We start from the raw sequence: 25,893 nt of genomic DNA, 5'->3' as shown, positions 1-25,893 counted from the left end.
ACGAGCATTTCTTTTCATTTTACCTATATCTGAATTTGCCTCATATTCGCGCCGCGAAATTATCTTCTCTTTCCTTTGATGTAAGGCATTACCTTGGACAACACCCTTATCCCGCCAGCCAAAGCGCGGGTTTCTGTTCCCGTTATTGCGCTGGGTATGTACGCAGTTGCGTCTGGCTATTTGATGAGTCTGATCCCACTAATGCTCAGCCATTACAACCTAGACACGGCTATCGCCAGTTGGCTGGCTAGCAGCTTTTACGCTGGACTACTAGTGGGTGCCCTTAGTATTGAACCGTTGGTAACCCGCGTTGGTTACAAGCACGGTTTTGCGCTGTGTTTAGGCGTACTATTACTAACTATTGTAGTAATGCCTTTGTTTGCTCACACCGCAGTTTGGCTTGTGGCTCGGTTAGTGGCTGGCGTTGCTGTAGCGGGTGTATTTGTTATCGTAGAGTCGTGGCTTTTACACGGCGACGAAGCCGATAGAGCCAAACGTTTAGGCTTGTACATGGGCGCACTGTACGGGGGAAGCTCTTTAGGTCAGTTAGGTATTGGCGCTATTGGCGTAGGCGGCATGCTTCCTTTTGCTGCCATTTTCACCATGTTGATTTTAGCCATTGGCGTACTTTTGTTTGCAAAGAGCGAGCAGCCTGAAGCTTCCCACAGTACGCCACTGTCGCTAAAGCAAATATCGAAACTAAATCATGCCGCAATTATTGGTTGCATAGTGTCAGGCTTAACCCTAGGTGCCATTTACGGCTTAATGCCTCTTGAACTATTAAACCGGGGCATTGCTCATGACGATTTGGGTAGCTTAATGGCCTTAATTATTTTAGGCGCTATGGCAGTTCAACCTTTAATTCCTGCGTTATCCAAGCATTTAGGCCGCACGTTACTCATGGCGCTATTTTGTTTACTAGGTGTCGCCGCCATAACATTAACCGCAGCGGTTAGTGGTATATACGCTTTGGGAGCTGGTCTGTTTCTATTAGGGATGGCAATATTTGCCCTATACCCAGTGGCAATAAATCTGGCCTGCGACAAACTCGATGCTAGCTTCATTGTATGCGCCACACAGGTCATGCTTTTCAGCTACAGCGTGGGTTCAGTAGTAGGCCCACTTATTGCCGATAACTTTTTAGTAGGCCCTCAAGGGTTGATGGGTTACTTATTTGCGTGCTTACTTGCTACCAGTATTTATATGCTGATAGCCAGTGTTAAAACCAAAGGGCGCGCCATGGCAGGCGAGTAACACACTCGCCTTGTCCATCTTACTGCCCCTATTCTGGGGCAGATTCAAAATACGACACCTTATCGCTTCCTTTTCGCGACACTTTCAGCCGCTTTTTACCGCTTACTGTTTCAAGAGAAAGTCGGTTTGGATAACCTTCCACACCAAATTCTCCGTCACCAAGGTAAACAAGCTCCCCACTTTCAATATGACTCCACAGCAACAGTCTTCCTTGGTAGAAAAGCTGGTTATTCTGCTTGCTGATTTCGATGGTTTCTCCAAAGCCTGCGAGGTATTTACCTTCAAAGTCATTTAACAGTTTAAGGGGAATCTGTTGCTTTACCACGGGCAAGCTTTTCTTCCAGTCGAGCTTTTCCACAACCGTTGCAATAACTGTTTCAATAACCGGAATTCGAGCAGGGTTGCCGCCGTTACCGAATATAGCGATACCTCTACCATCGCGCATTGTGCCCATGATTTGCCCTCCTGTTCCCGTGTTTGAACCACCATGAGAGAACCACTCTAGGTTGCCTTTAGCCTCAAGACGCATCCAGCCTAGTCCCCAACCACCTACAACATCGAGGGTTTCAATTTGAGTAGTATTACGCGCCACTGCTTGCGAGATTACCTTTGTATCATCGCCATTTAGTGCTCTTTGCATTTCAATAATCAATGTTGCCATATCAAGAGCATTACTCCACATTCCCGAAGGCGCGATTTGCGGGCAAATTGGATATCCAGATTGGATCACGCTCAAATCGTCGTGATGAACGCTTGCCACATTTTGCAAAAATAGCGGGCTGTCAGGTTGATACATTGTGGTGTTAACCATGTTAAGCGGCTTAAATAGCATTTCTTCTGCTAATTCAGGCAATGTCTTTCCAGTTAGATCTTCCAGCGCAATTTGCACAATAACGTAGCCACCGCCGCTATACGACCAACTTTCACCAGGCTTAAATGCTAAGCTAATGGGCGAGTCATAACGGGGGACGTTTACTCCATTTAGGCTATCGATAGCCGTTGGCACAGCGTCTCCTTTATAAAAGTCAGCAAACCCACTTTGTGTGGTGCCCGCAGTGTGGCTGAGCAACCGACGAAAAGTAATTTCCTCAGGGTTGGGAAACTGCTCTTTTTGCAGTGTCCAACGGGTGAGATACTTAGCTACAGAGTCGTCTAAACTAAGCTTGCCTTGATCTTCGAGCATAGCCGCTAGTAGCGCGGTAACCGGCTTGGAAATAGAAGCGGTAGAAAAGGCCGTTGACTGGTTAATAGAATCACCTGAACCGAACACCTTTTCCCCAGCTGTGGCGGAATAGACAACATTGAAGTCGTCGATTACCGCGACGCTTACGCCACTTAATTTGTATTCTTTTAAGAGCTCGTTGAGTTCTGCTTGAGACAACAGTTGGTTGTCATTTGCGTGGGCTATTTCAAGTGGCGCATACCACAAAAGTAAAAGGATAAAGGCTACTAGTTTATTAATGGGTGTCATACATTACTCTCCGTATAAATTTCAGCCAAATTTAGCGTCAATTATTCGGTTTACGGCAACCTATTTCCTGAACTGCATCAGGCATTCCCCAAGTGCATTACTTCGACTTCATTAACAGTTAAAAACTGTGTACTGTGTTAACAATAACAACAAACAACACGCCCTAACTTCCCGTGCAAAAACTCAATTGGTTCTACTTAATGCTTATGACAATGCTCATTTGGGGCGTTGTACTTTTGCACGAACAGCCCACCCATTCACTGACATTTCCTTCTCAGGTCAGCATCCTCTATTCTGGGCAAGAGGAAGTACCAGCGGAGAACGATCCTCGATGGCAGGCTCACTCCCAGTCGGACATCGAACTGTCTAATGAAGTAAGGTGGCTCAAGTTCACACTTGCGTTCAACGCAACATCAAATGGGTCACAAGGTGTACAACAAACCGAGAGTGCGCCTAAAGGCTTGTTTGTTTCTATACTTGGCGCGTTTTCTGTTTATTTGAACGGTTATCACATTGGTGATAACGGCATGCCTGCAACAGCCGAGAGCAAAGAATTGCCAGGTGAAATAGACAGTATATTCATACTACCTTCACAGCACCTGAATACTGGTGATAACACGGTGATGGTAAGGCTGAGCAGCAAATTTCGTCCAGATACCGCGCAAAGTAGTGGATATTGGGTATTTACAGACGACTTCGAAACTCTTGCCGCCATTAATGAGTGGCGTATCCGATTGCCCTTAATGATGCTAAGTGGCTTGGTTCTTGTCGCCATGTATTCATTTGTGGTGTACTTTTCATCGCTCAAAGAGCCTGCATACCTGTGGTTTAGCTGCCTATGCACCATGCTGATTCTATTAATCTTGGCCGAGTCATGGCGAGGTCTATTCGGTTACAGCTACCAGTGGCACATCCTTAGAATGGAAATCGTCCTTGGCTTAACCCTTGTTATCAGCCTGGTGCTACCGCTCTTTTTCCTGTCTTTCTTCCGCTATTCAAAAACATGGTTTATCAGTACCTTGCTTGTGTTGGTTATGGCTAGTTGTGGGGTATTGTTATATTTCGATGGTTACGATTACCGCAGCTTTTTGTTGTTCAGTGTGTCTTTGCTCATTAGCTTTATTATTGGTGTGGCCAGTATTTATAAACGGAAGAAGTACGCGTGGTTAATGACCATGGGAATAGTGGTATTTGTTTCACCCGTTCTCATTAACCGGTTTTCGTTTATGGACCAATATTTCTTTGTTTCGTTTAGTGGCTTAGCGCTTTTATTACTACTCGTGCTAAGCCAAACCCATGCTGAGAGACAGCGTGCACTTACGCAGTCAACGCTTACCACCCAGCGTCTGCAGCTTGAGCTTATAAAGAAGCAGCTACAGCCTCACTTTATTCTCAATACCCTGACGGCAATTGAAGAGTGGATTGAAATCGCCCCAAAAGAAGCCATTGGGTTTATTCAGGCGTTAGCATCGGAGTTTCGCCAAATGGCCAGCTTAAGCGATAGAGCCTTAATTGCTTTACAGCAGGAAGTCGCCCTTTGTGAAAGTCACCTTAAAATTATGGGATACCGCTTCGACGCCCACTTTTCACTGCAAAAGCCGGAGATGTCAGAAAACAAAGGGCAGCAGCTTATTCCTCCCGGAGTATTACTCACCCTCATAGAAAATGCGTTTAGCCACAACAGATACGGCTCGGGAGAGTATCTATTTAGTCTCAGCTTTTCTGAACAACAAGAGGATGAAGCACAGGGTGTGTCCGTAGAGAATGCCAAGCATGATAAGAATAAAAGACATTCAACTACCTTGCTGTTTAAAGCTCAGCTTACTCAACACTATTCTTACCAGACATCAGCATTAGAGAATAAAGAAGGAACCGGTGTTGGCACCAAGTATATTAAAGCCCGGCTCACAGAAGCGTTTGGTAATAACTGGAAGCTAGTGGAATTTATTGAAGATAAGTATTGGGTAACTAAGCTCACATTTCCAACAACGTTCGTTTCGGGTGAGCAAAGTAACGCGCACGCCGAGCAGACCGAACAAATCACCTTACAAACGCTATGATGAATATTACCCTAGTAGAAGATGAACCCATGGTTGCCAAACGACTTGCTCGTTTTATCGACCAGTGTACCGACGATAAAACCACTATTCATCGCTTTTCCAACCTCGATGATGCAGAAGAGCATTTGTCTAACCGCGACACAGACCTGCTTTTTCTAGATTTGAATTTGCATGGAAAAGACGGTTTTTCATTAATTCATCAACAGCTTGCCGCCCCTTATCACACCGTGGTGGTGTCAGCGAATACCGACAGGGCTTTAGAAGCGTTTGAGCTTGGCGTACTCGATTTTATTGGTAAGCCATTTACTCAAGAAAGAATAAGTAAAGCGATAGAACGCTTTTCTCTGCATCAATTTAAGGGCCAATGTCAGCGGTTGTCATATCGCAAAAACAATGTGCTCTGCTTTCTTCAAGTTGATGACATTCAATTCATTCAAGCCGCTGGGCACTACAGTGAAATAACCACTAAAGACAATCAAACCATATTGCATGACAAGCATTTAGACAGGTTAATGCAAATTCTACCTCAAGGATTTATGCGAGTTCATCGCTCTTATGCGATACCTCTTGATGAAGTTAAGCATATTGAACAACACTCAGGCGCGAAGTACATTGCACACCTGCACTCGGGCGCGAGTGTTCCAGTAGGAAGAACTAAATTCAGTACGCTGGTTGATGCTCTGGGCCAGTAAAGCAAAAGTACAAACTGCATACTTTTTTCGTTATTCCTATATCTCGGGACTTCAGCGACCATCTTGCTTCAACCAACAAATGACTAATTTCTAAAATCTGCTATTCGCCACCATTGCCCATTAAATTGCCATAATCTTTGTTCACAATTCGCCCTATTCAGGGCGTTTAATGGTAAGTATCGATACTAAAGCGAGCTTACCTGATGCTATTTTCCAAAACACCCAAACGGGATTATTTAACACCTTCCAATACTCACAAACCTTGGTTTAGGGAACGGCAACATGTAACTCAGCCGCGTAATCACAGGTTGCTTATCCTTACTTCCTTCCTCTGTTTTTTGCTTGGCATAGTAGTTAGCCCGCTAAGTCGCGCTGAGTCTGGCGAATTGATGCTGCAAAGCGTAGACGGTGAGTCTTCCCCCGCTCTTTTGCATTCAACTGACGTGGATTTACAGGTGAATGGCATGATTGCGCACGTTACCTACTCTCAAAAATTCACTAACACCAGTAATGAATGGAAGCATGCCGTTTACACCTTTCCGCTTAATGAAAACGCGGCGATTAACAGTATGGAAATGCGTATAGGAGACAGAATAATCCGGGGTCAAATTAAGCCGAAGGCAGAAGCGAAAGAAGCATTTGAAGCGGCCAAAAAAGCGGGAAAGAAATCCAGTTTAACAGAGCAACAACGCCCAAATTTATTCACCCAGCAGGTCGCGAATATAGCGCCAGGTGAGGAAATAACGGTGACACTTCAGTATGTACAACAAGTAGACTACCGCGATGGTAAATTTACTTTTCACTTGCCTACTACGCTCACTCCTCGCTATTCGCCCGGCACTCCGCTAAATCAGCTTAATGAGAACATAGAGGCTGAAATATCAGGTACAGGTTGGGGAGAACCCACAGATCAGGTACCCGATGCCAGATCTATCACGCCTTATATGAGAGAAGGCAATGGAGGCCCGCAACTTACGTTCAACGCAACACTAAATACTGGTTTAACGCTTAATAGCGTCACTAGCAGAAATCACCGTGTGAATTGGTCAGAATCCACAGGTAATTATCTTGTCACCTTTAATCAAAGCAATATCAAAATGGACAGAGACATTTGGCTAGAGTGGCAGCCTTCGCCCTCTAGTGCACCACAAGCAGCTATTTTCACTGAATCGAAGGGTCAGCATGACTACGCCCTTGTTATGCTAATGCCGCCACAAGTGAAGAGCCAAGATTTACAGGATTTTGATCGCGATATCACCTTCGTTATCGACACGTCAGGCTCTATGGGAGGTCGCCCGATTGTGGACGCAAAAGAGAGTTTACAATTAGCGATAGACCGCTTGAGTGAGAAAGACCGATTTAATGTTGTTGCATTTAACAATGATACCACGCGTTTGTTTGAAACCTCCGTAGAGGGAACAACACGAAACAAGCAATATGCGAGGGATTTTGTAAAGCACCTCAATGCAGGGGGCGGCACTGAAATGGCGCCAGCGCTTAATGCCGCACTTAAGCGCACGACAACTAAAGATTTTATAAAACAAGTTGTCTTTATTACCGATGGTGCGGTAGGCAATGAAGCTGCATTGTTCTCGCAAATAAAGAACGAACTGGGTGATGCGCGCCTTTTTACAGTAGGCATAGGCAGCGCGCCTAATAGCTATTTTATGACCCGAGCCGCTCAGTTTGGTCGCGGAAGCTATGTATTTGTTAGCAATACGGCAGATATTAAACAGCAAATGGATAGCTTGCTTTATAAATTAGAAAGCCCTGTGTTGAGTGATTTAAGCCTCAATCTTCCGGCTGGCTATGCACAGTCAGCAGAGATTTACCCTTCTAAAATCCCTGATTTATACGCGGGAGTTCCTTTACTTTTGAATGTGAAACTGCCTCATAACGCCGATACAAGCGGAAAAATAACCCTTCAAGGCACACTAGTAGACAAGCAGGGCACCGCTCGCGAGTGGACCCGTTCGGTAGCAATATCGCCAACGTCGACAGGTTCTACTCAACACCTTGGCGTAGCGACTGCGTGGGCAAGAAAGAAAGTGGCGGCGTTAATGGATGAAAAAGCGTTAGGGCGAAATGTAGATGAAGTAAAACAAGACATTCTTGCTGTAGCCCTGCCCCATAAACTTATAACGGAGTTCACCAGCTTCGTTGCTATTGAAGAAAAAATAGCAAATACACAGCGCATACCGTCTTCCACCGAAAACGTAAGAAACCTAATGCCACAGGGAACGCAATTCAGACAAATCAGTTACCCCCAAACCGCAGCGGGTGTATCTGAACATGTCGTATTAGGCATGATTGCCATACTTTTATTGTCGCTTTTTCACAGCATCGCCTTTTTGCGAAACAAGGGGGGGACGAGGTTAGCACCTTAAACTCATTTCTTTATTTTTTGACTTAATATGGCTTGGACAAACAATGATTAAATACGCTTTTACCATCATCTTAGTCTTGATCGCCACAGCCAGTTTTGGCAAAGCTAGCTGGATATTATTGAAAGCTGAACTGGCGCAATATTTAATTCAATCTTCGTGGGAAGAAACGCTAGCCACTGGCGCTAACCAGAAGCCTTGGCGTTGGTCTGATACTTGGCCAGTGGGCAAGCTGGTTCATGCAAAAAGCGAGACGCAGCTGTATGTACTAGAAGGCGCACAGGGAAACGCCCTTGCATTTGGCCCTGGACACCACACCGACTCGCCCCCACTCGGACAGGGTGGTAGTGTGATTGGCGGGCATAGAGATACTCACTTCACGTTCTTAAAGAAGGTGAGAGCCAGAGATATTATGCAATTACAGTTGCCGAACTCACAGTGGGTAACCTATCGGGTTGTATCGAAGACGATAGTCGATGCCGACTCGGCAATGAAAGTAGATGTAAATGGGCAGCAGCTCTATTTAGTTACCTGCTACCCATTTAATGCGGTATCAACACAAAGTAATTTACGCCTTGTTGTTGAGCTGATCGAAACTGAAACCCAGCGAACCTGAATAGGTTCGCCCACATTTAATTAACCGCTTGATTGGGCGAAAATAAAGGACCAATGCGAACAACCTATCGCGTTTAACCTGTTTTCTAGCGAGTAACAGATTCAATGTGCAGCGAAGAAAACGTGCCGTTCCAGATTTGCTCACCTATGGTGACATTTTCAAAGCTAATATCGTCGGCATTTTCTAGGATAAGAATTTCTTCTGCTTCCTTGATTTTAATGTCTTTAAACTTAACGTTATGCACAGGAGCTGCGTCTGGAGCGTGAATTTCCAAAACCGTTCCTACATTTTCTACCGTTAAATCTTCAATAATAATGTCGGTATAGGTAGCCGGAAAATTACCGTGTAAATTACTTGGGTAGTTTAGCTGGAACCAGAATAAGTGCTTAAACGAAGCCACTTTACTGCCTCTAATTCGAACCATTTCTACGCGCCCGCCTCTGTCTAAGTTGCTTTTAAAACGATATGCTGAGTCTCCCTCATGCAAGACATTGTTCTCGAAAAATACGCGCTTAATGCCGCCCGACATTTCGGAACCAAGACCAATGCCGTCTTCCCCGCCTAAATCATTGTTTCGTGCAACAATGTCTGTGCTAGGTATACCTATATTTCGACCGTCTGCGTCTCTGCCAGACTTAATAACGATACCGTCATCACCGGTTCTGAAGTGATTATCTTCAGCAAGCACAAACTGGCTCGACTCAATATCTAACCCGTCGTTATTGTACAGGTGACTTTCTACCTTCACTCGTCTTACCGTAGCATGAGACGTATAAACCAGATGATTAACCCAAAACGGGGAATTCAGGGCCGTATAATCTTCAAGCAGCACTCGCTTGGCGTGGAAAAACTGAATAAGCGGAGGGCGCAAGTAATGCCCTTCTCCGAACTGACGCTTCTCTACTGGAACGCCATCAAACCCCATTTTACGAAGCGCGTGCATGTCTGTATTTTGTTTCTCATACCAGCCAATGAACGCCGATTGGGCATTTCCGTCGATAGTGCCTTTACCTGTAATGGCCACATCTTCTACATTTAGCGCGTAAATTAGCGGTGAATAGGTAAATACCTCAGTCCCCTCCCACCGGGTTTTAACCACGGGTAGGTAGTGCGAAGGGTCGCCGGAAAAAAGCAGAGTAGCGCCCTCCTCTAGGTGCAAATTCACTTTGCTTTTAAGACGAATAGGACCGTCTACTTGCCATGTTCCTTTAGGCACCACAACAATACCGCCGCCGCTGGCAGAAGCCTTGTCAATTACACGTTGAATTGGCGCTCGCGCTGCGCTTAGTGAAGTATCACTCACATCAACCACAAATTTTTCATTTGGAATATTCGGCAGCTGAATCTGATTTACAATTTGCTCAGCAATTTTCCAGTCTTCGCCAGTAGATGCCGACGCATAGGAACAAGTTAGAAGGGTCACAATAAACGCCACCCATCCCAAAGCCCGGCGGTGTGTGAAACGGCTGGGGTAGCTACTCATAGAACGGTCAACATCAGGTATAAAGCGCAGCATAAAAGCTCCATTATTTAAGTCGTAACTGATTACGTTTAAGAAACAAAATATTCACATCACGACAATAATGCCACCGGTGGCATTATTAATCAAAATAATGTTACTGCCCGTTTAACCACGGCACGATTTTTATCTTTCGGATTAATTTACTTTGCGCTTAAGTGCGGCTTTTTCGCTTTCACTTAAAAAAGCAATTGCAAGCGCATTCTCTTGCGCTTGTTTAATATGAGAAGGCATAAGGCCAGCTTGCTTAGCTGCAACGGAGAATTCGTGATCTAGCTCTACACCTTGAACTGCCGGGTCGTCGGTATTCAGGCAGGCGAGTATGCCGTGATCCAAAAAGGTGGATAACGGGTGCTCTGTTAATGATGTGACCGTGTTCGTCAATACGTTGCTGGTTAAACAGCTTTCAATACCAATACGGTTGTCGCGCAAATAGTCCATTAGCTTAGCATCATTAATAGCATTAACGCCGTGCCCTATTCGCACAGCACCTAAGTCGTTAATGGCTTGCCAAATACTCTGTGGGCCTACTGCTTCACCTGCATGAATTGTGATAGGCAGCCCTTCGCGGCGCACTTTTGTAAAGTGCTCTATGAACATGTTGCCAGGAAAGCCTTTTTCATCGCCCGCCAAATCAATTGCAGTTATATGCGCTTTACAGGCCAAGATTGAATCTAGCTCATGCTGACATACTTTTGCGCCATAAGAACGCGACAAAATACCGATGAGATTAACTTTAACATCGTGATCTTTAGTTGCGCTTTTTACACCGTCTATTACGGCCTCAATCACACCTTGTGTTGGTAGCCCGTGGCTTTCAGCCATAAAATAAGGACTAAAACGCAGCTCTGTGTAGTCAATACCCTGCTTAGCTGCATCTTCTACATTCTCTATCGCCACCCGTTTGCAGGCGTCGAGACTGCCTAACACCTTAACGCCCCAAGTAAGCTTATCTAAAAATGACACCAAATCGGGGGCGATCTCCATTACTTGAACATGCGGTCGCAAGCCCTCTAACGAATAAGCTGGCAAACAAATGTTAAATTGCTGACCAAGCTCCAGAATCGTCTGCAGACGCACATTGCCATCTAAATGACGATGTAAATCAAGTAATGGAAAGTTTTTATTTATCATGGAAATACGATGAGTTAAGGCGTAAGCCCTACTATACCACTTGACGCTGTAAACCTCGCACTCTTGCAGAAAATAACTTTTTTATAGCGGGACAAAACAGTGCTTTTTTTGAAACAAAATTTGTTTTAAGTTCGCTCTTGGCATCTAACTTCACTCTATCGATGCTTTTCTTGATTACTTTTCATAATTTTTAGTAGCAACGAGCCAGTTGCTCGTTGGCGTGCGCCTTGTCAACAGGCTAAATACCACCAAAGAGCAACAGGCCTCTTCATTATCACCAACAAACACTAACAGGAGCACAGTCATGTGCGGAAAATGTATAGAAGGCTGCTATTTAGCAGGCTGGCGTAATGGCGTGTATTCATTCGAACATATGCAAGAAGAACCCGATTTTATGGGGAAAGATGTAAAGGCAGCCCATGGCTTGGTGGAAGCGGTATGCTCATTAGGTTCTTCGCTCTATGAGCTCCACGCACTTGGATTAGCGGACTCGCCAATGATAGCTTGGGCAGGATGGATTTATTCGAGAAACGAATTGCACACCCAAATCGATTTAACACGGCATGACGACGTTCTCAAATATCAGAGGGCCTTACGTCATTCAAAAGAAAGTAAATGGGCTGAGATTAATGCCCTCTACCCGAACATTGAGAAGTTTTTAGATAACCTAACGCTTCAAGACATTGCTAATACCCTCGATAAAACGCTTCTCGATGAAATTGAGACATGCCTTCTTGCTCTTCATGGTAACGGGTATTACACCTTTGAATTCGTAGAGTCTATGTTCGCTGCTGAAGGGCTATTCCCCATTATTGAGCTAAGCGATACTGCGAAGCCGTCACTGTTTGTTGACCACGCACTTGAAATATTCTTACTAACCGAACATCTTTTACACTTTCGCCCATTGTCTTGGGCGCTTCGTGTGGCGTTAAGTGTTGACTTAACGTGCGATTTCGACAGCTTTCATATGGCGTGGCGTCGATACACCGCTAACCGCGTGTTAAACGCGCTTCTAATAAATCGCAATTTGAAAGGTGTGTACGCGTTAGCAAGTACACTTGAACTCAATACAGTTCACGCTATATGTCAGCGGAACGTAGCGAATAAACATTTACTTACTCAGCTATTAAGCGTCGTAAACAACTGTAAAGGCGACACTTATATTGAACCTAAACGTCTAGCCGCGCACATCACTTCATTGATCTCAGTGTAAATGCTTACTCCTTACAGTTTGAGATAAGGTGACTCGGTGAATGGTTAAGTACAGCTCGTTATGACAGTCAAATACGTGCGAATCTAACTTAATCATTATAAGACGCGATGAAATGTAGTGCTCGATATCATAGAGTTCTTTTGGCATGCCTTGCCAAGAACAACGCCTTGGTAAGGCTATTCGCATTACATTTCTTTTTTGAGGGTTTTCGCAACCGCTAAAACTAGGTCTGCCGACGGGCGAACTTTGAAGTCTGGGTTAACATAGCTAAACAAAACCTGCCCTTTTTTATTGAGCATGAAGATGCTGGGTGCTGGTAAAACACTATTACCACTTTCATCTTTTGTTAAGTTAATGCCATAGGTTTTGTACTTTAACTCAGTCACAGTATCTAAATAGAATCCAACGCCGAACTCACGAATAGTGTCTAGTTTGTCGTCGGATAAAAGCGTAACCAAGAATTCTGTTTCAAGCTTTTGCTCTTGCAAGCGATCTGGTGATTCAGGTGAAATGGCCAAAATCTGATAGCCCATATCCACCAAGTCTTTTTCAATATCTTTAAGCTGGGCAAGCTGCTCATTACAATACGGGCACCACCCACCGCGATAAAAAAGTACAATGCTGGGCTTTTGCATGGTAAGCGCTTGTAAGCTTACCGGCGAGCCATCTGCCATTTTAAGCGTTGTTTTAGGCGCCACTTGACCATTAAGCAACGGCGTTACTGAATCTGCATCTTCTGCAATAGTGCCGCGCTCCAAAGCATACGCATTTGATGCGCCTGCTATACAGCCGAACATTAACATCGCCATAGCCACTAGTCTCTTCATCAACCCTCTCCGTTATCATTTTTGTTTGTTTAGTTTTTGGTTATCCGCGCTTTGCGCGATGTCCAATATGACCGAGAAGCTTCACTAGAAATTTCGCACTCCAATAAATAAACCGACAAATACTTGTAATGGGCGCTACTCACCTACAGCGAAATTTGCTTTTTACTGCTACTATAGCGCCAAAACTTGCTATGCCACTTTTTTACATAGCACACGGGGTTAACTTCAAGCCTCCTAAGAACAAAGCAGGAACACCATGGCTCTTAAAGCGACCATTTTTAAAGCTGACATATCCATAACGGATATGGATCGCAATTACTATAACGACCACAACCTTACGATTGCCCGTCACCCTTCTGAAAATGACGAACGAATGATGCTGCGCGTGGTTGCGTTTATTGTTAATGCTCATGAACGCCTACAGTTTACCAAAGGGCTGTCTGACGATGACGTTCCAGACTTATGGCAAAAGAGTTTTAGCGATGAAATAGAGCTGTGGATTGAGTTAGGCCAACCCTCTGAACAGCGCATCAAAAAGGGCTGCAATCAAAGCCAACAAATGATGATTTATTCCTACGCCGACAACAGCTTCGACGCGTGGTGGAAGAAAGAACATAACAAGCTACAGACCAAAAAGAACTTATCAGTTTTCACTTTGCCAGAGTCGCTTGCCGCTACTTTGGCCAATGCTGTTCATCGCTCTATGCAAATACAGGTTACTATTCAAGATGGGCAAATGTGGCTAACCATTGAAGGTGCGGATGTCACCGAGAGCGTTGAAGTGTCTATAGAGAAGCAGTTGTAATGAAAAAACTTTCTGCCGTTCAACTCAAACAGCAAGCACTGGTTTTTAGTGTAGCCGATAGCCTTGAAGCACAAGCGCTTGAAGAGTTAATAGGTATGCAACAGTGTTGGTTTGACGTTCAGTATCATCAATTCCCGGGTTCTTTACTGCTTCGCTTTCAATTCGAAAATGAAGAAGCGGTGTCAAACGCTGAGCCCGAGCTAAAGAAGTGGCAGCGAAAATTAAGCGCAGCGCTGCTTAAAAAAGGCGTAGTGTTAAAAGATATGCGTCGACATCTTATATTCACCACACAAGGCCCAGAAGAGTAACCCACATCACGCTTTGCAGAACAGGATATCCAACTTCTTTGTTCAATCTTAGCTAGGTTTGTTTTTGGTTATAAACCTTTCATTTTTCCTCATAAAGTCTACTTACACTTTACCTGGTAAGTAGGCTAGACTGGATTCGTCGAATATGCAGCTTGCCGAATATGACCATAAAATGGCACGTAGCAAGTGGTTTCACAATGCCTATTCGGCCACACCATGTTGACTGGCTTCGAAATAAGCCACTATCCCAGCAAAAGGAGCTTCACAATGAAAACCAAAGCAATGGCGTTAGCACTGTTACTGTCTTTAATGGGCTGTACTGAGTCTAGCGAAGAGACAAAAAGCGAAGTAAAAAAAGAGATGGAAAAAGCGGGCGAAGCAACAGCTGATGCCTATGACAGTGCAAAAGAAAGTGCTGCAGATTCTTGGGATAAAACCAAAGACGCGACCTCTGAGGCGTATGAAGACGGTAAAGAAATGGCTTCTGAGGCGTATGAAGACGGCAAAGAGATGGCTTCAGACGCATATGAAGATGGCAAGAAAATGGCCTCTGACGCGTATGACGCAACGGCTGAGAAAGCAGGCGAATTTAAAGACGCCGCAGCGAAGAAAGCTTATGAAGCTTGCGTAAAAATGAAAGAGCAAATGGGCGGCGACGTTAGCGAGTGCGACGATTAATTTAATCTTTCAGCAAAAAAGTAAATTTGAAAGCGAGCCTACGGGTTCGCTTTTTTGTTGGTGTTTAATCAAACAAAAGTGAATCATTCACGCTATTCACACCCGGCTAAAATCACAGCGTCTGGTGTTATAGTTAAAGGTGCGACCCGCAGCAACGTATTAATACCTAAAATATTGTTTCCTTTGGGAAGCACGGCCACTTCCACTGGCCCCACTTCGCACGTATTTCCTATACGAATCGAGTTTAATTGATACTGAGATATTTTAACGATCTTTCCATTTGCCATTCTGGCAGCAGAGGTTCTGGTGGCAAGAAGCTTTTGATTTTTTGTTAGCGCGTCGAACGTAGCTTGATTGAGGGTTAATAAGCTTGAACCCGTATCTAATAGAAACGAAGCCTTTATGTTCGATTCTAGGGTCGCTTCTAGATACAGTGTTCCACCTTTGCTTTGTGAAAGAGGAATATTTTGCTCTATCGCTGACACGGCAGATGTGCACGCTAACCAAAAAGTTAGCAGAAAAAATAAGGGGATTTTAAATTTTACACTCACCGCACATACACCCTTTGTCGACACTTTACATAGGTGTTGATTAACAGCAAGATAAAGACCAAAGGGTAAATGATTGATTTTACCGAAACTCTACAACACCAGACGGTGCCACAGCACCATAATAGTGCACAAAACCATTTACTCCGCACCAACGTTAAACACTCCGTTTTCAACGCAGTAGCTTCTCTTTCAACTGCTCTCCATTCTCTTGATTACTCAAATTCTTTATATCCAATTAGGTGATAGAAATCACCTATCACCAATCGTCATTGTTTAGAACTTTTTCGCTCATACAATGTAGAAAGGTAAGTATGTCAACGAGAGGACACGACATGAAATTACGCTATGTATTGGGTTCATTAATTACGGCTGTTTCACTTGGTTTTTCTGCAAACGCAGCGCAAGCTATGACATCATCAACTGATGAAACGGTTGATGTACAAGTAGTTGATTATTCAGGAAAGCCGCCATTTAAACGCAAGATCGTAAGCTTATCGGTTAACGATGTAGCGCAATTGGAATCAGTAGGGCAAGAAGCTATTGAATACGTAGAAGTGAAAGAAGTCATCATGCGCGGTAAGCCACCGTATCGCAGAGTGACAACCATGATGCCTGTGTATGACGTTGCCCAACTTGAAATGCTAGAAGAGCAAACTGACACGCAAAAACGCGGCACTCGTCCGCCGTTCAAACGCCACTAACAGCGTTTTCTACTACCAACAAATTGCACCAAAGCGATTCACTTTTGCCTGAGTGAGTCGCTTTTTTATTGTGCATACTTGTTTACGCTATTTTTTATTTCGATGTAAATAACACGCTCTAGTTAGCGCGTTTTTATTTTTAATAACCCGTCACTAACGATAGAGTAGTAAAAAAGCAGAAAAACGAGATTATAAATGCAGCCTCACGACCATTCTCCGCTCAGTGATTTCATTGAGTACCCTGAAGAGCAAATGCTTTCCCGAAGCGAAGATTTTTTGAAAACCATGCAGCGCCGCCACAGTATTCGTCACTTTAGTGACAAGCACGTTGATAAAGCGGTAATTGAAAACTGTATTTTGACTGCTGGCACTGCACCTAGTGGAGCGAATCATCAGCCTTGGCATTTCGCCGCCATTCAGTCGCCCGAAGTAAAACAACAAATACGCGAACAGGCTGAAGCGCATGAGCGCGGTTTTTATAATGGGCGTGCTGGGCAACAGTGGCTAGATGATTTAAAGCCGTTAGGCACTGACGCAAGTAAACCCTATCTGGAAACCGCGCCTTGGCTTATTGCCGTATTCAGTCAAAAGTTTGGAGAGACAGAAACGGGCGAAAAAAGCCAAAACTACTATGTGCACGAATCGGTGGGTATCGCAGTGGGTATGCTAATTACTTCACTCCACAACGCAGGTTTGGCAACCTTGACCCACACACCAAAGCCAATGAACTTTTTAACCGAAGTCTGTCAACGGCCTGATAACGAGCGTGCTTACATGTTGATTATTGCAGGTTATCCGGCGGATAACGCCACAATTCCTGCACACGCCATGCAGAAAAAGTCGCTTAGCGAAATTGCGAGCTTTCTTTAAATTTAAAAAGCGCTATTGGCCTGGGCGCATGAAGTAAACTAAGTATTTAAAACGGCATAACTAATAAAAGCTTTGTCATAGACATGAGATACGCAGCACTTATAATGCGCCCTCGTTATTAAGGGCTGCGACCTTTTCTTTACGAATTTCGGTCAACCACGTTTAACAGTCCCTCGGAGCTCGTATCCTCATGTCATCGCGTCACGCATTCTCTCCACAACTTCCTTTTTTACTGTTAAGTCTATTAACTGGCCTAACATCGTCGTTTGTTACGCCACTGATGAGCTATTTCCTCATTGATGAGATCAACGTTGAGCCTATTTATATAAGTATTTATATGGTGTCCGTTACGCTATCAGGGTTGGTGATCAGTCAGTACCTCGGGCACTTGGCAGACAAAGGTTTTAACGCAAATCGCCTTTACGGGCTAACCATGATTTGCGTGGGCATTGCCATGGTCGCCTTTATCTTTAGCAAACAGTTTTGGCACGTATTTCTCGCTGGCGTCTTGTTTATGTCGGTGGGCGCTGGAGCCGTGTCTCAAATGTTGACCGTTTCGGGATTATGGGCAAAAAACCAAGACATTGACTTAGCTGCATTTAACTCAAAAGTTCGCGCTGCCATCTCTCTCGCTTGGGTGGTAGGCCCGCCGCTAGCATATACGCTGGTTGCCAATTTTGGCTTCGCAGCGTCCTTCTCGGTGGCCATTGCATGCGTGATTGTTGCAACGCTTTTTGTGGTGAACGTTGTGCCGCCTCAAAAAGCCAATCAACAGTCACTCAATACAACGCTTAAAGGCTCGCTATCACTGCCGTTTTGGCTTGTGGGGTTAGCCATACTTGCCGGAATGGCAGGCAATGTCATGTATTTATCATCCATGCCTTTGTACGTAATGAATGAACTGGGGTTGCCGGAAAATTTGCCTGGGCTAATGATGGGGGTTGTGGCAGCACTTGAAATACCTACCATGCTGCTAGCAGCCAAATTAGCCCGACGGTTCCCACCTGCGGGTATCATGGCTGTGGCGTTTATTTTCGGCTGTTGCTTTTACGTTGGCGTGTACTTTTCTCAGTCAAATTGGGAGTTATTGACCCTTCAAATATTGAACGCGCTGTTCTACGGTTTATATGCTGGTATTGGATTGACCTTACTGCAACAACAAGCGCCCGACTTAACTGGATTCACTTCAGCGTTTTATTCAAACGCCACTCGGGTGGGTATGATGCTAGGCACCATTGGCGCAGGCACCGTGGCTCAATTTTTTAGCTTCAGAGATGCCACTATTGGGTCGTTGTGCATTGCCATATTTGGCTTAAACGTGATGTTAGTGTTCATGTTTGTAAAACGAGAAGCACGCTAAGTTTTATTCAAAAAAAACTAGCAGATCGCTAGTTAAGGCGTAACCCAGCAGCACTTCTATCGCTTCCTTTAATTTCTTCGCACTTTCTCATAATTGACAATTGTTACAATATAACATTACACTCACAAACAATTAATTACCCTAAAAATTTAGGAACCCTATGAAAAAGCTCATTATTTCAGCCACGATTTCTTCTATACTTTTGGCAACAGGCTGCACCGAACAGGCGTCAACAATGAATAAGACTGCTACAACGCAGACTGACTCAGCAAAAGCAGAGCAGACGAACCCTTTATTTATGACAAGTTCACTGACTTACGGCGCGCCGCAATTTGATTTGATAAAGGACGAGCATTTCATTCCTGCATTTGAAAAAGGAATGGAACAGCACTTACAAGAAGTAGAAAAAATAGCGTCTAACCCTGACGCCCCCACCTTTGATAATACGCTGCTAGCGCTTGAAAAAAGCGGAAGTTTACTCACCAGAACTAGCCGAGTATTTTTCAACTTAGTAGGAACAGATAGCTCGCCTGAACGCAGAGAAATCCAAAAAATTCTAGCGCCAAAGCTGGCGGCTTACAGCGATACCATTAATTTAAATAGTGCGCTTTTTAAGCGTATTGAAACGCTATACAACCAGCGCGACGCGTTGGAGTTAGATACTGAATCAACCCGACTACTCGAAGAGTATTACTCTGATTTTGTTCGCGCTGGCGCTAAACTCAATGAATCAGATAAACAGAAGATACGTGAAATAAACGAAGAACATTCAACCTTAACCACGCAGTTTTCTCAAAACCTACTGGCAGAGTCATCTGAAATTGCGGTGGTAGTAAATGACGTAGAGCAGCTGTCAGGGATGTCAGAGCGCCAAATAAAGGCCGCATCAGATGCTGCTAAAGCTGCTGATAAAGAAGGCAAGTATCTTCTAAGTATCACGAACACTACTCGTCAACCTGTCCTTACTTCACTAGAAAATAGAGCACTTCGCCAGCAAGTGTGGGAAGCGTCAGCATACCGAAACCAGTCTGGGGAATACGACAACACCAAAATTATTCGCCGATTGGCAGGACTGCGCGCACAAAAAGCAGCATTGCTTGGATTTGAAAGCTGGGCGGCCTACAGCCTGGACAAACAAATGGCCGGTTCGCCAAGTGCTGTATACGACATGCTAGGCAGTATGGTGCCCGCTGTGCTTAAAAACGTTGAAAAAGAAGCCGCTGACATTAAAGCAATGATTGAAGCGGAAGGTAATAACTTCGAACTAAAACCTTGGGATTGGGCTTTCTACGCAGAAAAGGTAAGACAAGCTAAATACGAGCTAGATGAAAACGAGGTGAAACAATACTTCGAGTTTAATCGCGTGCTTGAAGATGGCGTGTTTTTCACCATGAATAAATTGTACGGAGTGCGCTTTAAGCTCCGTCCAGATTTGCCGGTTTACCACCCTGATGTAAAGGCTTACGAGCTGTTCGATGTAAATGGTGACAGTTTAGCGATTTTTTATGCCGACTACTTTTCTCGCAAAGGTAAACGCGGTGGAGCTTGGATGAGTTCGTTCGTAGGACAGTCGAAATTGCTCTCGCAAAAGCCTGTTGTGGTTAATGTAATGAACATAAACAAAGCGCCTGATGGCGAGCCTACATTAGTCAGTTACGATCATGTTACTACCATGTTCCATGAAATGGGCCACGGACTTCACGGCATGCTATCAGACGTGAATTACCCAACGTTGGCCGGCACATCTGTCTCGCGAGACTATGTGGAGTTCCCTTCTACCTTCGAAGAAGACTGGGCAGCCCACCCTGACGTTATTGCAAACTATGCCAAGCATTATGAAACTGGCGAGCCTATTCCAGAGGCTCTGCTGGAAAAGGTGATTCGTTCACGTACATTCAATATGGGTTATGACACATTGGAATATATGTCTGCAGCACTGCTTGATATGGAGTGGCATTCTATCTCTGCCGATCAGGCGCCTGAAGATATCCAAGCCTTTGAAGCCCAAGCTCTCGAGAAACATAATGTTGGCTTGTCTTATGTACCGCCTCGTTATAAGTCAGCATTCTTTGCACATTCAATGGGTGGCGGCTATTCCGCTGGCTACTATGCCTATATGTGGAGTGAAATTTTAGCCGCTGATGCCTTTGCCTATATGCAAGAACTCGGCGGATTAAAGTTAGAAAACGGTATGAAATATAGAAAGGAAATCTTATCTACCGGCAATTCTCGTCCCCCGATGGAGTCTTATAAAGCATTTCGAGGAAAAGCGCCAACAACAGATGCTCTGCTTATTCGCAGAGGGCTTAAAACCAAACTCGACTAACAGGAGGCCTCATGAATTCACCGGTAATACCGTCTAACTTCGTTGAATGGCAAAACTGTATTGTCCGCGATTGTGGCATAACGTTAGACAAAGCGTTTTTAGAATCACGGATAGCGGCGCTTTCGAACATGAAGGATCAGCATACAAAGCAATTCCTACGTTTGTATGGCGAGGCACACTATAAGCAGGTTTTAGGCTGGTTTCATCAAGCCTTAGTGGAGCTGAAATGAGTAAAACGTTGACTAAAGAAGCGCTTCTTGCCGCCAGTGAAGACGACTACATGAACGATGAGCAGCTTGAATTTTTTCAGGCATTGCTCAACGATTTAAAACAGCAAACCATGGCTCATATTGAAGAGATGAAGGCATCGTTAAGCCAACCTCCTGAGATAAACGATGAAGTTGATCGGGCGCAGTATGAAGAAGAATCCAGGCTTTCTCTTCGAATTTTGGACAGGGAGCGAAAGCTACTTCCTAAAATCGATAAGTCGTTGCGACGAATAAAAGACAAGTCTTTTGGATACTGCTTGGAGACCGGAGAACCCATTGGCATTCCTAGGTTACTGATAAGGCCGGTCTCTGAATATTGCGCCGATGTGAAAATGGTAAACGAAGGCAGAGAGCAGCATTATTACTCACAAAGAAAGTAATGATACTTTCTGCCCGAGAGTTTTTGAGTGAATATTTAAGTGAAAATTTGAGTGTGCGGTTAACAAGGCGCACACTCTTCTTTTGACAAGAATGGACTGAATGCGTCTCAGCTTTTTATCATTTTATAATGAAAGCCGAGAGTTAACCGTTTTGATAACGGTGGTATTGAACCTTCAGTTAAACCAAAACAGTGACCGTGGTGTTGTGTGGCTTTACTTATCGCTGCACTTCACGGTAACAATTACTTATTTAAATAAAGCTCCATCTGCACATCACATCTCGCGTAAGGCGATGACGCCCCCTTAATATGCTTAAACCCTATCTTTTCGTACAAACGTATTGCGGGCTTAAGTACTGAATTGCTCTCTAAATAAAGCCGCTTTAACCCCATCAGTTTCGCTCTTTCGACAATACTTTTACCTAACAGCAGCCCTACCCCTTTGCCTTGAGCTTTGGGAGACACCGCCATTTTGGCAAGTTCAAACGTATCGTCAGTTTGTTTGATAAGTGCGCAGCAGCCTATGGGTTCGCCCTTATCTAACGCGATCAATATCACACCCGACTGATTCAAAATGTAGCCTTCAGGGTCGTCGAGCGCTTTAAAGTCGGGCTCTTCCAATTCCCAATATTTACTTATCCATTCAACATTGAGCGATTTAAATGCCTCGCGATACTTTGGCGCATAATCGACTACCTTAATATCAGGCGAGTCACCGTCCACTCTTGCACTAATTGGGCGATATCGAAGGTGCCGTTCAACTACGCTCACCGCTTCCCATAAATCGATGCCCGTTTCATCTTTTAGTTCGCGCATAGCAGCGTCTATGGCATCGCACTGCTTTTCCATTTGGGGCACCATCGCTTTCGCTTTATCGTTTAAAGCCACCAGCGTAACCCGTGAGTCGTCGCTCGACTTGTAACTTTCAATTAGGTCGCGTGCTTTCATTTCTTTTACGATTTTACTCACCGACACGTGAGAATGATTTATCTCTTTAGCGATATTCACAACGGAATCAGCACCTTTTGACGCGAGCACATAAAATACGGGGAACCACTTTGGCTCTATCGCAAATCCAAATTTCGCATAAGTATTTTCTGCATCCTTTGACACCTGCGCGGCTAGCTGACGTAAGACAGTACCTAATGCAATATGCCCCAATTCATTAAATGACTTCACTTCACAAAACTCCGTAACCAGTTACGGATATAATTAATTGTAATTGGAAATAAGTCAAAAAGATTATTTATTGATCATAAAAAATTGGGGTAGATTACTTCGCCTGGCACTGGCTACACCAATAAAGGCGTCGCCCGTTATACGTTTGGCGTTTTATTGGAGTGGCGCAGACTCTACAAGGCTGCTCTTCCCTGTCGAACACCATAAACCGCGTACCTTCAAAGTTAACGCCTTTTGCTTCAAGCACTTCGCGTAGTTTTGTGTACACGGTATAGCCACCGGTTTCATAGCTGCGTTTGCATATTGCTAAGGTGTGATGTGCCAACCTGCGCAGCTGCTCATCAGCTAACTGAGAAGGTTTGAGTGAAGGATGAACACCTGCTGCAAACAATATTTCGCTGCGAAGGTAGTTGCCCAGCCCCGCCATAAAACGCTGATCCAAATACAAGCCGCTTAGTGCGCGGTTATAAAAAGCTTTTGAACGTAAACGTTCTAATACCATTTCTTCTGACACCGAATTGTTGAGTACGTCGGGCCCAACTCTTTGTAAAAAAGGGTGTTCATGAATAGTTTGTGTTGGCCAAATGCTAATGTCAGACGCACTATATAAAATAGCACTGTGTGTTTCGGTATGAAGCCCTACCCTTAGCTGGCGGGTAGTACCCGGTATTTCGTTGCGTTTACAGGTATGCCACACGCCATAGAGTTGATTGTGTGAATATATAGAGAGCCCATTGCTAAAATGGGTAATTAGCGCCTTGCCACGGGTTTCCATGCGCAAGACTTTTTCGCCTTCTAGCTGTTTAACATAGGGTTTTAGCTGAGCTAATCCAAACTCTACTTTTTCTAGGGGGATATCTTTTATCACCGCTTCAACTTTATCTGCAGCGCGACGAATCTCTGGGCCTTCAGGCATGCTGTCTCAAATACCTTTTATCTCGGTTACTGTTTACTGGTTACTTCGCATCATTTTCAGCTTCTTTGCAGCTGGATGATAACGAATACAAAAAAGGCCTGTAGCCCTTTGATGTACTTTAAACCGAAGTTTGTACATCAAAGATCAACAGACCCTTTTATTAATCAAAGTTTAGCTGAAAATGCCGTATTTAAACGCTGCGCTGATTAGCCCTTGTTTGGCACAATCAGGTATTTTTCACCGGTTTTTTTAGCGTTATAAAGCGCTACATTCTCAGGCTGTAATGCCTCCTCAAGACTCAGTTCTTTGGTGTAAGACGACGCAAAGGTAGTGTTAATTTCCGTAGCAACTTTCTGGTAAAGCTCGCCTACACGCTTCTTATCAAGCTTGCCTAAGAAACGCATTAATAGCCAACCACCAATGCTCCACGTCATGCCGTAAGCGCGATTCAAAATAGTAGGCGAGAAATCTAAGCCACCGTAGATATACACTTGTTTATTGCTGTCAGAGCCGTAAGTGTTAAAGCCTTTTGCATCTTTACTGCCCGACGCTTCCATCATAGTGAGGATATCGCTAACTAGCTCACCGCCGCCAATGGCGTCAAACGCTAGTGTTGCGCCCGTGCTGTCGATAGCTTGATAAAGTTCGGCTTTAAAATTCTCGCTACTTGAGTCGAGCACAATTTTCGCGCCGATCTCTTTAAGCATATCCACCTGTTTTTGGCTGCGAACAATATTTACAAGCTCTACGCCCTGCTCTAAACAAATCTTGTTCAGCATTTGCCCAAGGTTCGATGCCGCTGCGGTGTGTACAAGCGCTTTGTGACCTTCCATACGCATGGTTTCAACCATACCTAGCGCGGTCAGAGGGTTAACGAATGACGACGCTGCTTGTTGTGGCGTTGTGCTATCTAGGTGAGGCAAGCATGCCTGCATAGGCACACAGGCATACTCGGTATACGCTGCACCAGTAAGAATAGATACGGTTTTGCCCATTAAAGCTTGTGCCTCTGGGCTATCACCCGCCTTAACAACCGTACCTGCACCTTCGTTTCCGATAGGCAGAGTCTGGTCTAAACGCGACTTAATACGATTTAACAAAGGCTTATGCACCGGCGCAACCAACGCACTTTTATCTGTATCGAAGGTCGCTTTATCTAGGCTTGCTGGGCCAAACATCGGCCACATGTCTGAAGGGTTGATGGGAGAAGCTTCCATGCGCACTATCACTTCGTGCGGCTTCGGCTCTGGAACATCAACTTCTTTTAACGATACCTGAAGTTCACCTTCTGAGGTAATTAGCGTAAACAGTTGTTTTGATTTATTCATGTGATTATTTCGCCCTGAAAATTAAACGCTGAATGTAGTGCTAAGCTAACACGCCACAACTATCAGCAATATTTATATTGCGAATACATATGCGTTTCGACCACTTATACACCCCAAAAAATGGGGTCAGAGTACATTTTTGCGAGTTTTTCCGCGTAGCAACCCCACGGCTACACCAAGTAATACAGCCACTCTCCTATCTCACATTACGCCACAGTCTTTATCAATAAAGTACTCTGACCCCATTACTTCAAGTATTGAACTGCCCCCTCAGAAAAATGGGGTCAGAGTACATTTTTTGCGAGTGTTTACGAGTAGCACCCCAACAGCTACACCAACTGATACCGCCACTCTCTATAGCACAATACGCCACAGTCTTTATCAATAAAGTACTCTGACCCCATTACTCAGATGGGTTACACTGCTAAGCCTGTATCAACTTGCTATGATGAATTAAGAAATGAAAAAGTATTGTGCGTATGTCTTACTTGGGCTTGCTGTAATAAGCAATGCTGCTCTTGCTAAAGAGGCACCGTTGGTCTCGATTCCTACTCACGATGCATTTTTTAATGCGATAAAGGCCCACTGCGGTAAAGCATTTCAGGGCAAGGTTAGCAAAGACAATGTGGGTAATACGTTCGGTGATGCGAAGCTTGTTATGCACATAAGAAAGTGCACAGACTCGGAAATTCAAATTCCATTTCACGTGGGTGAAGATGCATCCCGCACTTGGATTCTAACGAAAACCGGCGCGGGTCTTATGCTGAAGCACGATCATAGAAATGAAGATGGCAGCTTTCATTCTTCAACCATGTATGGCGGCCACACCGTAGATGAAGGGTTCCCCCAAGTGCAGTCGTTTCCTGCAGATGTATATTCAAAAGCGTTATTTATAGAATCGGGAATTGCAGCATCAACAGATAACGTCTGGCAAATGATGATCTACCCTAGCCGCTTTAGCTACCGACTAATTCGCCCTGCCCGCGAAGTACAGGTAGATTTTGATCTCAAAAACCCTATAGCAACGCCAAGCGCCCCCTGGGGATATGAATA

Annotated in this window: 24 protein-coding genes; 16 read left to right on the top strand and 8 right to left on the bottom strand. The window is 44.5% G+C overall.

Translation table 11 applies throughout. The annotated features are described in order from the left end of the window. Positions 1-93: 93 nt before the first annotated feature. Positions 94-1,254 carry an MFS transporter gene (locus ACFI6J_RS13270; protein ID WP_156086739.1) on the top strand — a complete coding sequence of 387 codons (1,161 nt, stop codon included), beginning with the start codon at positions 94-96 and terminating at the stop codon, positions 1,252-1,254. A gap of 28 nt (positions 1,255-1,282) precedes the next feature. Here the strand turns inward: ACFI6J_RS13270 and ACFI6J_RS13265 are convergent, their stop codons facing one another. Continuing rightward, a complete protein-coding gene (locus ACFI6J_RS13265) occupies positions 1,283-2,725 on the bottom strand; it encodes a serine hydrolase domain-containing protein (RefSeq protein WP_156086740.1) in 1,443 nt (480 codons plus the stop codon). Positions 2,726-2,925: 200 nt separating this feature from the next. Here ACFI6J_RS13265 and ACFI6J_RS13260 point away from each other — a divergent pair, with 200 nt between their 5' ends. The 4 genes from ACFI6J_RS13260 (at position 2,926) to ACFI6J_RS13245 (ending at position 8,477) form a co-directional block, all read left to right on the top strand. Then, positions 2,926-4,785 (top strand): sensor histidine kinase, encoded by a 1,860-nt coding sequence (locus ACFI6J_RS13260; RefSeq protein ID WP_156086741.1) that lies wholly within the window; start codon positions 2,926-2,928, stop codon positions 4,783-4,785. Continuing rightward, positions 4,782-5,477 (top strand): LytR/AlgR family response regulator transcription factor, encoded by a 696-nt coding sequence (locus ACFI6J_RS13255; RefSeq protein ID WP_342340387.1) that lies wholly within the window; start codon positions 4,782-4,784, stop codon positions 5,475-5,477. The genes ACFI6J_RS13260 and ACFI6J_RS13255 overlap by 4 nt, the downstream gene beginning before the upstream one ends. Positions 5,478-5,866: 389 nt before the next feature. Next, complete coding sequence (locus ACFI6J_RS13250; RefSeq protein ID WP_231513101.1) at positions 5,867-7,864, top strand: marine proteobacterial sortase target protein; 1,998 nt, start codon at positions 5,867-5,869, stop codon at positions 7,862-7,864. Between the two features lie 43 nt (positions 7,865-7,907). Then, positions 7,908-8,477, top strand: a complete 570-nt coding sequence (locus ACFI6J_RS13245) for a sortase family protein (protein ID WP_462558403.1) — start codon at positions 7,908-7,910, stop codon at positions 8,475-8,477. A gap of 85 nt (positions 8,478-8,562) precedes the next feature. Here the strand turns inward: ACFI6J_RS13245 and ACFI6J_RS13240 are convergent, their stop codons facing one another. Next, positions 8,563-9,993, bottom strand: coding sequence for a glycoside hydrolase family 28 protein (locus ACFI6J_RS13240; protein ID WP_435786709.1), 1,431 nt, complete (start codon positions 9,991-9,993; stop codon positions 8,563-8,565). Between the two features lie 141 nt (positions 9,994-10,134). After that, positions 10,135-11,130, bottom strand: coding sequence for an adenosine deaminase family protein (add, locus tag ACFI6J_RS13235; protein ID WP_462558400.1), 996 nt, complete (start codon positions 11,128-11,130; stop codon positions 10,135-10,137). Positions 11,131-11,434: 304 nt separating this feature from the next. Between add and ACFI6J_RS13230 the strand changes: the two genes are divergently transcribed. Then, positions 11,435-12,343 carry a hypothetical protein gene (locus tag ACFI6J_RS13230; RefSeq protein WP_462558398.1) on the top strand — a complete coding sequence of 303 codons (909 nt, stop codon included), beginning with the start codon at positions 11,435-11,437 and terminating at the stop codon, positions 12,341-12,343. A 185-nt stretch (positions 12,344-12,528) separates the two neighbouring features. Here ACFI6J_RS13230 and ACFI6J_RS13225 read toward each other — a convergent pair whose 3' ends face one another. Next, positions 12,529-13,170, bottom strand: a complete 642-nt coding sequence (locus tag ACFI6J_RS13225) for a peroxiredoxin-like family protein (RefSeq protein WP_049587913.1) — start codon at positions 13,168-13,170, stop codon at positions 12,529-12,531. Between the two features lie 256 nt (positions 13,171-13,426). Here ACFI6J_RS13225 and ACFI6J_RS13220 point away from each other — a divergent pair, with 256 nt between their 5' ends. From ACFI6J_RS13220 to ACFI6J_RS13210, 3 genes are all read left to right on the top strand, one after another. Then, positions 13,427-13,975 carry a YaeQ family protein gene (locus ACFI6J_RS13220; RefSeq protein WP_039232321.1) on the top strand — a complete coding sequence of 183 codons (549 nt, stop codon included), beginning with the start codon at positions 13,427-13,429 and terminating at the stop codon, positions 13,973-13,975. Further along, the gene (locus ACFI6J_RS13215; RefSeq protein WP_462558395.1) at positions 13,975-14,283 is read left to right on the top strand and encodes a hypothetical protein; all 309 of its coding nucleotides are present in this window, start codon (positions 13,975-13,977) and stop codon (positions 14,281-14,283) included. Before ACFI6J_RS13220 ends, ACFI6J_RS13215 begins: the two co-directional genes overlap by 1 nt. A gap of 267 nt (positions 14,284-14,550) precedes the next feature. Continuing rightward, the gene (locus ACFI6J_RS13210) at positions 14,551-14,961 is read left to right on the top strand and encodes a hypothetical protein (protein ID WP_462558393.1); all 411 of its coding nucleotides are present in this window, start codon (positions 14,551-14,553) and stop codon (positions 14,959-14,961) included. Between the two features lie 92 nt (positions 14,962-15,053). Here ACFI6J_RS13210 and ACFI6J_RS13205 read toward each other — a convergent pair whose 3' ends face one another. Continuing rightward, positions 15,054-15,512 carry an aspartyl protease family protein gene (locus ACFI6J_RS13205; protein ID WP_462558391.1) on the bottom strand — a complete coding sequence of 153 codons (459 nt, stop codon included), beginning with the start codon at positions 15,510-15,512 and terminating at the stop codon, positions 15,054-15,056. Positions 15,513-15,844: 332 nt separating this feature from the next. Between ACFI6J_RS13205 and ACFI6J_RS13200 the strand changes: the two genes are divergently transcribed. The 6 genes from ACFI6J_RS13200 (at position 15,845) to ACFI6J_RS13175 (ending at position 21,418) form a co-directional block, all read left to right on the top strand. After that, positions 15,845-16,213 carry a hypothetical protein gene (locus ACFI6J_RS13200; protein ID WP_014977175.1) on the top strand — a complete coding sequence of 123 codons (369 nt, stop codon included), beginning with the start codon at positions 15,845-15,847 and terminating at the stop codon, positions 16,211-16,213. A gap of 195 nt (positions 16,214-16,408) precedes the next feature. Beyond that, positions 16,409-17,083, top strand: coding sequence for a nitroreductase family protein (locus ACFI6J_RS13195; protein ID WP_014950337.1), 675 nt, complete (start codon positions 16,409-16,411; stop codon positions 17,081-17,083). A gap of 190 nt (positions 17,084-17,273) precedes the next feature. After that, positions 17,274-18,443 (top strand): sugar efflux transporter, encoded by a 1,170-nt coding sequence (locus ACFI6J_RS13190; RefSeq protein WP_462558388.1) that lies wholly within the window; start codon positions 17,274-17,276, stop codon positions 18,441-18,443. Positions 18,444-18,603: 160 nt separating this feature from the next. Continuing rightward, positions 18,604-20,769, top strand: a complete 2,166-nt coding sequence (locus tag ACFI6J_RS13185) for a M3 family metallopeptidase (RefSeq protein WP_321824723.1) — start codon at positions 18,604-18,606, stop codon at positions 20,767-20,769. An 11-nt stretch (positions 20,770-20,780) separates the two neighbouring features. Then, positions 20,781-20,999, top strand: a complete 219-nt coding sequence (locus tag ACFI6J_RS13180; RefSeq protein WP_014979965.1) for a hypothetical protein — start codon at positions 20,781-20,783, stop codon at positions 20,997-20,999. Beyond that, positions 20,996-21,418, top strand: a complete 423-nt coding sequence (locus ACFI6J_RS13175; protein WP_039228088.1) for a TraR/DksA C4-type zinc finger protein — start codon at positions 20,996-20,998, stop codon at positions 21,416-21,418. Before ACFI6J_RS13180 ends, ACFI6J_RS13175 begins: the two co-directional genes overlap by 4 nt. 242 nt (positions 21,419-21,660) lie before the next feature. On the opposite strand, the gene ACFI6J_RS13170 is transcribed toward ACFI6J_RS13175, so the two are convergent. The 3 genes from ACFI6J_RS13170 to ACFI6J_RS13160 all read right to left on the bottom strand — a co-directional run bounded on the left by ACFI6J_RS13170 (position 21,661) and on the right by ACFI6J_RS13160 (position 24,840). Next, positions 21,661-22,596 (bottom strand): bifunctional helix-turn-helix transcriptional regulator/GNAT family N-acetyltransferase, encoded by a 936-nt coding sequence (locus tag ACFI6J_RS13170; RefSeq protein ID WP_462558383.1) that lies wholly within the window; start codon positions 22,594-22,596, stop codon positions 21,661-21,663. A gap of 94 nt (positions 22,597-22,690) precedes the next feature. Next, complete coding sequence (gene nei, locus ACFI6J_RS13165) at positions 22,691-23,512, bottom strand: endonuclease VIII (RefSeq protein ID WP_321824725.1); 822 nt, start codon at positions 23,510-23,512, stop codon at positions 22,691-22,693. A gap of 206 nt (positions 23,513-23,718) precedes the next feature. Then, positions 23,719-24,840 carry a zinc-binding dehydrogenase gene (locus ACFI6J_RS13160; RefSeq protein WP_039228082.1) on the bottom strand — a complete coding sequence of 374 codons (1,122 nt, stop codon included), beginning with the start codon at positions 24,838-24,840 and terminating at the stop codon, positions 23,719-23,721. Between the two features lie 460 nt (positions 24,841-25,300). Between ACFI6J_RS13160 and ACFI6J_RS13155 the strand changes: the two genes are divergently transcribed. After that, positions 25,301-25,893, top strand: a 593-nt coding sequence (locus tag ACFI6J_RS13155) for a hypothetical protein (RefSeq protein ID WP_278344581.1), incomplete at its 3' end; no start/stop codon positions are given.

This window comes from Alteromonas sp. G4i13 (assembly GCF_054960505.1).
This window is presented reverse-complemented; position numbering and strand designations above follow the sequence as displayed.